Origin of the sequence: Staphylococcus simulans (assembly GCF_002994445.1) — a bacterium.
GTDB classification, from domain to species: domain Bacteria; phylum Bacillota; class Bacilli; order Staphylococcales; family Staphylococcaceae; genus Staphylococcus; species Staphylococcus simulans_B.
The window spans coordinates 233296-245326 of record NZ_MRZJ01000001.1; the positions used below are offsets into that span (position 1 = coordinate 233296).

The 12031-nt window shown below is 33.6% G+C and carries 13 protein-coding genes; 12 read left to right on the forward strand and 1 reads right to left on the reverse strand.

The genetic code is table 11. The features are described from left to right. From C7N65_RS01250 to holA, 8 genes are all read left to right on the forward strand, one after another. Entirely contained in the window at nucleotides 1-573 is a 573-nt protein-coding gene (locus C7N65_RS01250) for a nicotinate-nucleotide adenylyltransferase (RefSeq protein ID WP_105992651.1), read from the forward strand. Then, on the forward strand, nucleotides 563-1147 hold the full coding sequence (yqeK, locus tag C7N65_RS01255) for a bis(5'-nucleosyl)-tetraphosphatase (symmetrical) YqeK (RefSeq protein WP_105992652.1): 585 nt from the start codon (nucleotides 563-565) through the stop codon (nucleotides 1145-1147). The genes C7N65_RS01250 and yqeK overlap by 11 nt, the downstream gene beginning before the upstream one ends. Then, the gene (gene rsfS / locus C7N65_RS01260) at nucleotides 1148-1498 is read left to right on the forward strand and encodes a ribosome silencing factor (RefSeq protein WP_105992653.1); all 351 of its coding nucleotides are present in this window, start codon (nucleotides 1148-1150) and stop codon (nucleotides 1496-1498) included. Further along, the gene (locus C7N65_RS01265; protein ID WP_105992654.1) at nucleotides 1499-2215 is read left to right on the forward strand and encodes a class I SAM-dependent DNA methyltransferase; all 717 of its coding nucleotides are present in this window, start codon (nucleotides 1499-1501) and stop codon (nucleotides 2213-2215) included. It begins immediately after the preceding gene. Nucleotides 2216-2264: 49 nt separating this feature from the next. Next, complete coding sequence (locus C7N65_RS01270) at nucleotides 2265-2942, forward strand: helix-hairpin-helix domain-containing protein (protein ID WP_105992655.1); 678 nt, start codon at nucleotides 2265-2267, stop codon at nucleotides 2940-2942. Between the two features lie 70 nt (nucleotides 2943-3012). Next, entirely contained in the window at nucleotides 3013-3474 is a 462-nt protein-coding gene (locus tag C7N65_RS01275) for a ComE operon protein 2 (RefSeq protein WP_105992656.1), read from the forward strand. 246 nt (nucleotides 3475-3720) lie between these two features. Next, entirely contained in the window at nucleotides 3721-5721 is a 2001-nt protein-coding gene (locus C7N65_RS01280) for a DNA internalization-related competence protein ComEC/Rec2 (RefSeq protein WP_234019035.1), read from the forward strand. Between the two features lie 65 nt (nucleotides 5722-5786). Next, nucleotides 5787-6761 (forward strand): DNA polymerase III subunit delta, encoded by a 975-nt coding sequence (gene holA / locus C7N65_RS01285; protein ID WP_105992657.1) that lies wholly within the window; start codon nucleotides 5787-5789, stop codon nucleotides 6759-6761. A 33-nt stretch (nucleotides 6762-6794) separates the two neighbouring features. On the opposite strand, the gene rpsT is transcribed toward holA, so the two are convergent. After that, nucleotides 6795-7046, reverse strand: coding sequence for a 30S ribosomal protein S20 (gene rpsT / locus C7N65_RS01290; protein ID WP_105992658.1), 252 nt, complete (start codon nucleotides 7044-7046; stop codon nucleotides 6795-6797). Between the two features lie 262 nt (nucleotides 7047-7308). Between rpsT and lepA the strand changes: the two genes are divergently transcribed. The 4 genes from lepA to grpE all read left to right on the forward strand — a co-directional run bounded on the left by lepA (nucleotide 7309) and on the right by grpE (nucleotide 11999). Further along, nucleotides 7309-9132, forward strand: coding sequence for a translation elongation factor 4 (gene lepA / locus C7N65_RS01295; RefSeq protein WP_105992659.1), 1824 nt, complete (start codon nucleotides 7309-7311; stop codon nucleotides 9130-9132). Between the two features lie 69 nt (nucleotides 9133-9201). Continuing rightward, nucleotides 9202-10323, forward strand: coding sequence for a radical SAM family heme chaperone HemW (hemW, locus tag C7N65_RS01300; protein ID WP_105992660.1), 1122 nt, complete (start codon nucleotides 9202-9204; stop codon nucleotides 10321-10323). Between the two features lie 99 nt (nucleotides 10324-10422). Then, the gene (gene hrcA / locus C7N65_RS01305; protein WP_105992661.1) at nucleotides 10423-11382 is read left to right on the forward strand and encodes a heat-inducible transcriptional repressor HrcA; all 960 of its coding nucleotides are present in this window, start codon (nucleotides 10423-10425) and stop codon (nucleotides 11380-11382) included. 26 nt (nucleotides 11383-11408) lie between these two features. After that, a complete protein-coding gene (grpE, locus tag C7N65_RS01310) occupies nucleotides 11409-11999 on the forward strand; it encodes a nucleotide exchange factor GrpE (RefSeq protein WP_105992662.1) in 591 nt (196 codons plus the stop codon). Nucleotides 12000-12031: the final 32 nt, after the last annotated feature.

Sequence of the window (12031 nt, forward strand, 5' to 3'; positions counted from 1 at the left end):
ATGACAAATAAAATTGTCTTATATGGCGGCCAATTCAATCCGATTCATATAGCGCATATGGTTGCAGCAAGCGAAGTATATCACCAGCTGAAACCTGATCGTTTTCTCTTTTTGCCGAGTTATATGTCGCCGTTAAAAGCACATCGTACTGAATTAAATACAAAACACCGTATTGCGATGTTAAAGGCAGCAATTGCGCAATTAAGCTTTGGTGAAGTCTGCTTAGATGAGATAGAACGAAAAGGCCAAAGTTATACGTATGATACGCTGCAAGCGATTAAAGCGGCACATCCAGATTCAGAACTCTATTTTGTGATTGGTACTGATCAGTACGATCAACTAGATAAATGGTATAAAATTGATGCATTGAAACAAATTGTGACGTTTGTCGTTGTGAACAGAGACAAAGCAGTTCAAGATGTTTCTAATGACATGATAGCAGTGAACATTCCTCGAATAGATATCAGCTCGTCTATGATCAGAACACGTGTTGCTGAAGGTGAATCTATTCAAGTGCTGGTTCCTGCAGAAGTGGAATCCTATATCAGGAAGGAGCGATTGTATGAAAATTAATGAAGCGGTAAAACTTGTAGAAGAAAAGCTGCCTAAAAAGCGTTATAAGCACTCTTTGCGTGTAGCAGAAACTGCTAAGCATTTAGCACAAATACACAAAGGGGATATAGAGAAGGCAGAACTTGCGGGTGTTTTGCATGACTATGCAAAATATGATGATTTAAGTTCTATGTACCAGATTGTAGGACAATATAACTTAGACCAAGATTTATTAAGTTATGGTTCAGAAATTTTACATGGCCCTGTCTGTGCGGTTATTATGAAAGAGAAGTATGGTATCGATGACCAAGAAGTTTTAGATGCGATTCACTTCCATACGACAGGGCGTGCGCAAATGTCGAAAACAGAAAAAATTGTTTTCATTGCGGACTATATTGAGCCGAAAAGAACAATACCTGGTGTAGAAGACATAAGAGAGATGGCAGAACAGCCAGGCAACTTAGATAAAACTATTTATGAAATTTCTAAAAGAACCGTGTTATTTTTAATTGGCAATGATATCTCTGTGTACAAAGCGACGATTGATTGTTTAAATTACTACAATTTCAGTGATGAAAGAATAAAGGATGATTAAATGCAAACAGAACAAATTTTAGATTTGGCGGTAGAAGCTGTTGAAAGTAAAAAAGCAGAAGAAGTGATTTCTCTTAATTTAGAGGGCATCAATGGTATGGCAGATTACTTTGTAATTTGTCATGGTAATAACGAGAGACAAGTACAGGCGATTGGAAGAGCGGTGAAAGAAGCGGCTGACAAAGCAGGTGTAGACATTACGGTCTTTGAAGGCTTAAGCGAAGCAAGATGGGTATTACTGGATTTATCTGGTATTATTGTTCACATCTTCCATAAAGACGAGCGCAGTTATTACAACATTGAAAAGCTCTATAGAGATGCACCGATGAAAACCTATGAGGAAGCTTACTAAATGGTTCAGTACCAAGGTTTTAGTCAATACTATGATGAATTAACACAAGATCAACCTTATGAACAATGGTTAGCTATTATACAGCAAGCTGCTTCAAAACGAGATTCTATTTTGGATATCGGTTGCGGAACCGGCAGCTTAACGCATTTATTAACAGATTTTAAGCATGTTACTGGTATGGATTTAAGCAGTGATATGCTAGCTGTTGCATCAAAAAAAGCTTCAAATATCAGATGGATAGAAGGCGATATGACTGATTTTGATTTAGGTCAAACTTATGATGTCATTACAATCTTATGTGATTCATTGAATTATGTTGCACAAAAGGATCAAGTTGCAGCAACTTTTAATCATGTATACGAGCATTTGAATGACGATGGAACTTTCATCTTTGATGTGCATTCCACATACAAAATGGAGACCTTATTTGCAAATCATAGTTATATTGACGAGACAGAACATATCTTCTTAGGATGGGACGCTGTTAAAGGCGAGGAACCCTATAGTGTTTGGCATTATATGACATTCTTTGAGCTTCAAAATGATGGCAGTTATCAACGTTTTGATGAAGAACATTATCAAAGAACGTATCTGCGCGAGGACTATATTGATATGTTGAAAAATGCCGGCTTTAAGTCGATTTCAACCTTCTATGATTTTGATGTTGAGAATCAAGATGAACAAAGCGATCGTTTATTCTTCATTGTAAAAAAATAAAGTAAATTCACTCCTTGAAACGTTTGTTATACAAAGGAGTGAATTTTTTATGTTTGACCAATTAAAACATTATTATGAGCAATACAAGCAATACACCTGGTTATCAGTAATTGGAATGTTGTTGCTGGTGGGTACTTTCTTATTTATCAATCCTAAAGAAGAAATTTCTCCAATAGAAGCTAAAGCTGCTGATAAACCTACGCATGAGTATCAAAAAGACAGCAAAAGTACTTCAGAAAAAGGAAAAGAACCTTCTGAGCCTATTAAAACGAATGGTGGAAAAGTTAAAAATATTGTAGTGGATGTAAAGGGTGCAGTAGAGCACCCTAACATTTACGAGATGAAAGATAACCAAAGAGTTAAAGATGTACTCGATAAAGCAAAAATAACCTCCAAAGCTGATTTGACCCTGATAAATCTTTCGGAAAAGCTTACCGACCAAAAAATGATAGTTGTACCTGAAAAAGGACAAACAGTCTCAAATGCAACCAGCACAAACGCTGCAGCTTCACCCAAACAAGCTGGAGGTACCCAGACTAAGGTTAACTTAAATAGTGCTAAAGAAAGCGAATTAACTACTGTTAACGGATTAGGGCCATCTAAAGCAAAAGCGATAATTGAATACAGAGAATCAAAAGGTCCATTTAATAGCGTAGATCAATTAAAAAATGTTAAAGGTATTGGTGAAAAATCCTTCGAAAAGCTAAAAGATTATTTCACAGTTTAGAGATAATGATTTATTAAAATGCCTTTTTGTAATAAAATAGTATTGTTATATAACAATGGAGGTGCAAAACGTGGACAGAATAAAATGGGAAGAGTACTTTATGGCGCAAAGTCATTTGCTTTCACTTCGTTCTACGTGCACTAGACTCTCTGTCGGTGCAACAATTGTAAAAGATAATAGAATCATTGCAGGAGGTTATAACGGCTCTGTAGCAGGCGAAGTACACTGTATTGATGAAGGCTGCTTAATGGAAGATGGTCATTGTATCAGAACAATTCATGCAGAAATGAATGCCTTATTGCAATGTGCGAAACAAGGGGTTTCTACAGAAGGGGCAACAATCTATGTAACACATTTCCCTTGCTTGAATTGCACTAAATCCATTATTCAAGCTGGTATTAAACAAATTTACTACGCCAAAGATTATCATAACCACGATTACGCAATTCAACTGCTTCAACAATCAGGAATTGAATATAAAAAGATACCATTTGATGCTGATCAAGTTGCAGAATTTTTAACTAAGAAGTGATAGATATTTGATATATATTGCACTTGCATTTTTAGATGGCATCTTATTGATTTATAATAAGCCGCTTGCTTACATGCTTGCTGGCTTATTATTATTCATAATTGCAAAAAGAAAGCTCCCAATATTATTAACTATAGTTATATTATGTCAACCCATAATAAGTTATACGATTTTTTCTAGCCATATTTCAAATAAATCCAAAATTTAAAGTGGTTTAAGACTTCAACATCTTTCAAAGGGCATTTAATGCTTCAACATTTGCAAATAAAGAAAGAAAAATATGCAGAATCAAAGGTTGAAATTCGAGATTTTCCCGTAAAATTGATTTACTTTCCAAAAAATCTTGCGGAAATAAACAAATTAAAGGGGATGGCTGCAAATCTAGACTGCTATATAGAAGGTCAATTTAAAATTGATCCGGACTTTAATGATGCAATATCTTTAATCGTAAAAAAATTAGACTATGCATCATGCAAGCCAGTAAAATCTCATAACTTGGAATCATTAATAGCACAACATAAATTTTATTCTCTTCATCGTCTCAAACTCTATTCTCCATATTGGCAAAATACATTTGCGATGATCACTGGTGATGTCAGTTATATTAGTCCGAGTGAATTAGAAACTGATAAGGAACTTGGTATTTATCATTTGCTTGCCGTCAGCAGCTCTCATGTTGTTGTTATCGCCTCTATTTTCTATTTTGTGTTTAATAGACTCTCTATTCCTCTTGTCTTTATCAAAATTATGATTATTACAGTATTATTGTTATTTGCTTACTATACTGATTTTGCGCCAAGTGCGTTACGGGCCATTTTATGTATGAGCTTAGTAATGATACTACCGAAAAAGTTTTACCATTCTCTAATTGATATCTTATGTACAGTATTTTTATTTCTATGCATCGTTAACCCTGATATTGTATTAGATATCGGTTTTCAATTTTCATTTTTAATTACATGCTTTATATTATTATCCTCGCCAGTACTTAATAATAAATCCACTTTATTTACCATGTTTATCATGACATTGATTGCGCAATTCGGCTCCTTTTTGATTAGCGCTTATCATTTCAACCAAATTCAATGGATTGGATTTGTTTCTAATTTTATATTTATTCCTTTTTACTCGCTTATTTTATTTCCACTTGCTATTGTTACTTATTTTTATTATCAGTGGTTTCCGTCGAATTCGTTGCTTAATTTACTGATAGTTAAATTATATGCCATTCATGATCAATTACTAATTCCTTTATTCAAGTACTTAGTACGATTTCGTTGGTTCATAGGAGAGATGAATGGTTTTCTCATTGTAATGACACTCGTTTGGTTGATTATCTTGCTGGTGTTAACAACCAATTCTAAGATTAAAGCAACTTTGATTTTATTTGTGGTTGGAAGTGTTGTTCTCACATATATTGCATCTATCCCACACACGAGATTCACTGCACTGAATGTAGGACAAGGAGATGCATTTTTATTTGAAACTCGACATAGACAACGTATTTTAATCGACACAGGTGGAAAAGCACAAGATGAAAACCAAGCTTTTAACTTTAACTCAAAAGATTCAAATGAATCACATTCCATCAGCAAGTTTCATATTTTAACCACATTAAGAAAAAGGGGAATCTCGTCACTTGATTATGTCATAGTGACACATCCACACGCTGATCATATTGGAGAACTTAATTATGTAATGACTCACGTGCACGTTAAAAATTTGATTGTTAACTTTAAAAGTTTTCCTGTTTCTTCTTTAATGCAGCTTCATGGATTATGTCATCAAAACAAGACGCATTTAATTGATGTTAATACAATAAAGTCTATAAGTTTGGGTGAAAATAAAATCACATTTTATGATACTGCCTTAACACAAAGCAAAGACTTGAACGATCATTCAATCATTGCTTTAATTCAAACGAAAAAATATAACATTTTAACAACAGGAGATGCTACTACTAAAAATGAAAATCTTTTGCTGCAAAAATACAAATTGCCAAAAATTGATATTTTAAAGGTTGGTCATCATGGCAGTCAAACGAGCAACAGTGTTACGTACATTAATGAAGTACATCCGACTTACAGTATAATTTCCAGCGGCAAAAACAATGTGTATAAACTGCCTAATAAAACTGTGTTAAAACGTTTAAAAGATGTCCATTCCATGATTTACAACACTCAAAACAATGGTGAAGTGACTTTTAATTTAGAACACAATATAGAAGTCATAACGCAAAATCAATAGGAATGGTGTCATATTAATACAAATGCTATAATACTAAAGTATGCTAATTTTGAGAGGTGCCAGTTGTGGAAAATAATATTATTACAATTTACGGTGAAGTACCTGAGCTAATTGATAAAAAGACAAATGAGCTTACACAACAATATTTGCAAACAGATAAAGATGACTTTAACTTTGCCAGTTTTAATTTAAACGAAACAGAAATCAGTGTATGTATTGAAGAAGCAATGACTTTACCTTTTTTCTCAGATGAAAAAGCAGTTGTGATTAAAAATGCTTATGTATTTACTGGTGAAAAGGGCAGTAAAGATGTCACGCATAATTTAGAACAGCTGCAAGAATTTATTGAAAAGTTCGATGGACCCTCACTTGTAATATTTGAAGTATATAACCAAAAATTAGACGAACGTAAGAAGCTTGTGAAAGCTTTAAAAAAACATTCAAAGCTGATTAAAATAGAACAAATGTCTGAAGAAGAATTGAAAAATTGGATTAAAACATCTTTGAATGAACAATATAAAGACATTAAGCAAGATGCGTTAAACCTTTTTATTAATTTAACAGGTATTAATTTCAATTTGGTAAAGCAAGAGTTGGATAAGATCATTTTATATTTAGGGGATAGACCTACAATTACAAAACAAGATGTTGAAACGATTGTTAATAGAAGTTTGGAACAAAACGTATTTCTATTAACTGATTACATTCAACAAGGTAAGAAACCAGAAGCTGTAAATTTGGTGAATGATTTGATTACCATGAAAGAAGAGCCAATCAAGTTATTGGCATTAATAGCAAGTAATTTCAGACTGTACTACCAATGTAAAATTTTAGCAAAAAAAGGGTATTCTCAACAACAAATTGCTAAAACAGTCAGTGTACATCCGTTCAGAGTTAAATTAGCTTTAAGAGCATCAAGACAATATGATTTAAGGCATTTAATGCAAATCATGAACGCATGTGCTGAAACAGACTACAAACTTAAATCTTCTTATATGGATAAACAATTAATATTGGAACTTTTTATTTTGTCCATATAAAAAAAGTTCAAGCCAAGAGCTTGAACTTTTTCATTATTTAGCTGCAACCATCAATTGTGATTTTACGCGGTCAGCTTTATTTGAGTGGATTAAGTTAGCTTGTGCTGCTTTATCAACTTTTTTCACAGCGATACGTACTAATTCTTCTTTGTTATCAGCGTTTTCAGCGATAGCTGTTTTCGCACGTTTAACTGCAGTACGCATAGCATTTTTTTGAGAAATGTTTTGTGCTTCAGCTTTGTTAGTTGTTTTAACACGTTTAATAGCAGATTTAATATTTGGCATCGAATGTCACCTCCTATAGTGATCTATGCTCATCAAATAAATATTTGATTACAACAAGAAATATTTTATCAAATGTACTATTAAACTGCAATCATTTATTTTTAAAGAGGCTTTTAACAAGCCCAGATTTACAGTAAAATAGAGTCTGACAATAAATGTACAATAAATTGCCATTAGTTGCAATTATGGGGCAAACACGTTATTATATCAAAGAATATCATACATAATGCTCTATTGAATATTATGAAAGCGAGTAGATAGAATGAATAATCAAGAACGGTTAAACCGACAAGAAAATATTAGAAACTTTTCTATCATTGCCCACATTGACCATGGGAAGTCAACTTTGGCTGATAGAATTTTAGAAAATACAAAAAGTGTAGAAACAAGAGAGATGCATGCGCAATTATTAGACTCAATGGATTTGGAAAGAGAACGCGGTATTACGATCAAATTAAACGCAGTTCGATTGAAATATGAAGCAAACGACGGCAAAAGTTATATTTTCCATCTTATCGATACACCAGGACACGTCGACTTTACTTATGAGGTATCACGTTCTCTAGCAGCTTGTGAAGGGGCAATATTAGTAGTGGATGCTGCTCAAGGTATTGAAGCACAAACTTTAGCTAACGTGTATCTTGCATTAGATAACGATTTAGAATTGCTTCCTGTAGTAAACAAAATTGATTTGCCGGCTGCAGAACCAGAAAGAGTTAAACAAGAACTAGAAGATGTCATTGGTTTAGACCAAGATGAAGTGGTTTTAGCAAGTGCTAAATCCAACATCGGTATTGAAGATATCTTAGAAAAAATTGTTGAAGTTGTTCCACCGCCGCAAGGTGATCCTGAAGCTCCATTAAAAGCATTGATTTTCGACTCTGAATACGATGCATATCGCGGTGTCATTTCATCTATCCGTATTATCGACGGTGTTGTAAAAGCCGGAGATAAAATCAAAATGATGGCAACAGGCAAAGAATTCGAAGTAACAGAAGTAGGTATCAATACACCTAAACAATTGCCTGTTGAAGAATTAACTGTCGGAGATGTTGGTTACATTATTGCCAGCATTAAAAATGTAGACGACTCACGTGTAGGTGACACTATTACACACGCTGAGCGACCAGCTGCAGAACCTTTAAAAGGTTATAAGAAAATGAATCCGATGGTATTCTGCGGACTCTTCCCGATTGATAATAAAAATTATAACGACCTAAGAGAAGCATTAGAGAAACTTCAATTAAACGATGCTTCTTTAGAATTCGAACCAGAAACATCTCAAGCATTAGGTTTCGGGTTCCGTACAGGTTTCTTAGGTATGCTGCACATGGAAATTATCCAAGAGCGTATCGAAAGAGAATTCGGTATTGAGCTTATTGCTACGGCACCATCTGTTATTTATGAATGTGTCTTGAAAAATGGAGACAAAAAAATTGTTGATAACCCTGCTCAAATGCCTGAACGTGATCAAATTGAAAAAATTTACGAACCATACGTTAAAGCAACTATGATGGTACCTAACGATTATGTTGGAGCTGTAATGGAACTTTGCCAACGTAAACGCGGTCAATTTATCAATATGGATTACTTAGATGATATTCGAGTAAATATTATTTATGATATACCATTATCAGAAGTTGTATTCGACTTCTTCGACCAATTAAAATCAAACACTAAAGGTTATGCATCATTTGATTATGAATTGATTGGTTATAAAGAAAGTAATCTTGTTAAGATGGATATCTTGCTTAACGGAGATAAAGTGGACGCATTAAGCTTTATCGTTCACAAAGACTTCGCGTACGAACGCGGTAAAGCTTTAGTTGAAAGATTAAAAACTTTAATTCCGCGTCAACAATTCGAAGTGCCTGTTCAAGCAGCAGTAGGTCATAAAATTATTGCACGTACAAACATTAAATCAATGGGTAAAAACGTACTTGCGAAATGTTACGGTGGGGATATCAGCCGTAAGCGTAAATTATTAGAAAAACAAAAAGCAGGTAAGGCTAAAATGAAAGCTGTAGGTAACGTAGAGATTCCACAGGATGCATTCTTAGCTGTACTAAAAATGGATGAAGATTAATAAAGGTTGGGACACTCGAACGTCCCAGCTTTTTATTTTGAATTTCATCCCTAAAAGAGAGGCGAAACCATGAAAGTAGAAAGTGCATATATTCATATCCCATTTTGTGTCAGAATTTGTACTTACTGTGATTTCAATAAATATTTCATTCATAATCAACCTGTCGATGAATATTTAGATTGCTTGATTGAAGAATTTAAAACTGCCGATAATAGAAATTTGAAAACGATGTTTGTCGGTGGCGGTACTCCCACAGCTTTAAGTAATGAACAATTAGAAAGATTATTGCAAGCCATCAATACACATTTTAATATCTCAAATGAATATACGTTTGAAGCGAACCCTGATGAACTTACACCTTCAAAAATCAAATTATTAAAGGATTATGGTGTCAATAGAATATCGATGGGGGTACAGACGTTTGATCAAGATTTATTAAAAGTACTTGGACGTACGCATCAAACAAACGATATTTATAATGCTGTGGATTTATCAAATCAATACAACATTGATTCAATCAGTTTAGATTTAATGTATCATTTGCCAGGTCAAACGATAGAGCAGTTTGAAAAAAGCTTGGATATTGCACTATCAATGGATATCAATCACATTTCAAGCTATGGTTTAATTTTGGAACCTAAGACTCAATTTTATAACCTATATCGTAAAGGAAAATTAAAATTACCTAGTGAAGACTTAGGTGAAGAAATGTATCAATTGCTTCTGAGTAAAATTAATCAATCTTCAATGCATCAATATGAAATCTCAAACTTCAGTCAGATTGGTCATGAATCTGAACATAATAAAGTATATTGGAAAAACGAAGGGTATTATGGCTTTGGTGCAGGCGCCAGCGGTTACGTGAAGGGCGTAAGATATTCTAATGTTAATCCAGTCAATCACTACATTAAGAAAATACAAAATAACGAACGCCCTATACTTCATCAGACAACACCAACGCGTAATGAACAAATGGAAGAGCAAATGTTTTTAGGTTTACGTATGAATCAAGGCGTAGATAAAGCAGTTTTCAAAGAAAAATTCCAAACTGACATTAATCAAATCTATGAGAAATCATTAATAGATTTAAGCAATAAAGAACTGATTATTAATGATGCCAATCATGTTGCTTTAACCGACAGAGGGAAAGTAATCGGCAATGAAGTTTTCGAAGCATTCCTGATTGATTAACTTTTTTTGCAGTCCAATGCTTTAACATTGACTTACTTTGACCAATTTGATAAATTATAATTAGCACTTGGAAGAAGAGAGTGCTAATGAGGTGGAAACATGATTACAGATAGACAATTGAGCATTTTAAATGCCATTGTTGAAGATTATGTAGATTATGGTTTACCTGTTGGATCTAAAACGATTATAGAGCGGCACAACGTAAATGTCAGTCCTGCTACTATTAGAAATGAAATGAAACAATTGGAATCAATTGGTTTAGTAGAGAAGTCTCATGCTTCGTCAGGCAGGTCGCCGTCAATGAAAGGTTTTAGATATTACGTAGACCAACTGTTGGAAAATACTTCTCCTCTTAAAGAATCGCACAACCAGCGTTTAAACAAATTATTAATGGAGTATAATTTCAATTTATCTGCTGCATTAAGTGTTTATGCAAATGAATTGTCATTATTTACCCAGTATACTACGTTGGTAATGAAACCGAATCAATCAAAAGATTTAATCAGCGATGTTCATTTGTTTAATGCGACCGCAAATTTGGTTATTATGGTAATTGTGTTCGAAACAGGTGACGTAGAGCACATTCAATTGACCATAGATGAAAAGATTTCTAAATCGCGTTTAATCCAAATTGCCAACTACATCAAAGAAATTTATAATAACAAAGGCTTTGAAGATAAAACATTTGAACAATCCAATGATATCTCAACGGTTCATCAATTAACAGATTTGCTTTACCAAAGGGTAAATGATAGTCAAAACGACATTTACCTTGGTGGAAAGTCTAATTTAATTGATACATTAAATGAACAGAATGTGAATTCAATACAACAAATTCTTCAATATTTAGAGTCCAATAAGATATTGAAACTGTTCGAAGAAGGTAATCACTCTGGTATCGATGTTAAAATCGGTCAAGAAATAGATAATGGATTAGAAGATATTTCCATTGTGATGAGTGATTATCATATTGATGAGCATCTTAAAGGGCACATAGCTGTTATTGGACCAACCGCTATGCGTTATCAAAATGTAATTCAATTACTATACAAAATATAGTGTTGAAACGTATTGGAGGACGGAAAATGGCAGAAAAAGATCAATCAGTAAACAATGAAGAAGTTGCTGAAAATGAAGAAACAGCAGTAGATTCAAATACTGAAGAACAGACTCAAACAACAGAGAATAATGAAGACGTTCAAAATGATTCAGAAGAGAATCAACAAGAGAATGAAATCCAACAACTTAAAGATGAGTTAAATGAAAAAGAAGAAAAATATTTACGTCTATATGCTGAGTTTGAAAACTATAAAAGACGTATTCAAAATGAAAATCAAACTTTAAAAACTTACCAATCTCAAAGTGTTTTAACAGATATCTTGCCGACGATCGATAACATCGAACGTGCATTGCAAATCGAAGGCGACGATGAATCATTTAAATCTCTTCAAAAAGGGGTACAAATGGTTTATGAAAGCTTATTACGCGCATTGGAAGAAAATGGTCTTGAAAAAATTCAAGCGCTTGGCGAACAATTCGATCCAAACTTCCATCAAGCTGTAATGCAAGATAATGATGATTCATACGAATCAGGCGCTGTTACACAAGAGCTTCAAACTGGTTACAAATTGAAGGATCGTGTATTACGCCCTTCAATGGTAAAAGTAAACCAATAAAAATAACTGATTAAATAAAACAACAAATGTAA

What these genes read in the sequence shown, in the direction of transcription:
- lepA (WP_105992659.1), top strand. Translation starts at nt 7,309, where the DNA reads ATGAATAATCAAGAACGGTTAAACCGACAAGAAAATATTAGAAACTTT.
- C7N65_RS01270 (WP_105992655.1), top strand. Translation starts at nt 2,265, where the DNA reads ATGTTTGACCAATTAAAACATTATTATGAGCAATACAAGCAATACACC.
- C7N65_RS01280 (WP_234019035.1), top strand. Translation starts at nt 3,721, where the DNA reads ATGCTTCAACATTTGCAAATAAAGAAAGAAAAATATGCAGAATCAAAG.
- C7N65_RS01265 (WP_105992654.1), top strand. Translation starts at nt 1,499, where the DNA reads ATGGTTCAGTACCAAGGTTTTAGTCAATACTATGATGAATTAACACAA.
- hrcA (WP_105992661.1), top strand. Translation starts at nt 10,423, where the DNA reads ATGATTACAGATAGACAATTGAGCATTTTAAATGCCATTGTTGAAGAT.
- C7N65_RS01250 (WP_105992651.1), top strand. Translation starts at nt 1, where the DNA reads ATGACAAATAAAATTGTCTTATATGGCGGCCAATTCAATCCGATTCAT.
- grpE (WP_105992662.1), top strand. Translation starts at nt 11,409, where the DNA reads ATGGCAGAAAAAGATCAATCAGTAAACAATGAAGAAGTTGCTGAAAAT.
- rsfS (WP_105992653.1), top strand. Translation starts at nt 1,148, where the DNA reads ATGCAAACAGAACAAATTTTAGATTTGGCGGTAGAAGCTGTTGAAAGT.
- hemW (WP_105992660.1), top strand. Translation starts at nt 9,202, where the DNA reads ATGAAAGTAGAAAGTGCATATATTCATATCCCATTTTGTGTCAGAATT.
- rpsT (WP_105992658.1), bottom strand. Translation starts at nt 7,046, where the DNA reads ATGCCAAATATTAAATCTGCTATTAAACGTGTTAAAACAACTAACAAA.
- yqeK (WP_105992652.1), top strand. Translation starts at nt 563, where the DNA reads ATGAAAATTAATGAAGCGGTAAAACTTGTAGAAGAAAAGCTGCCTAAA.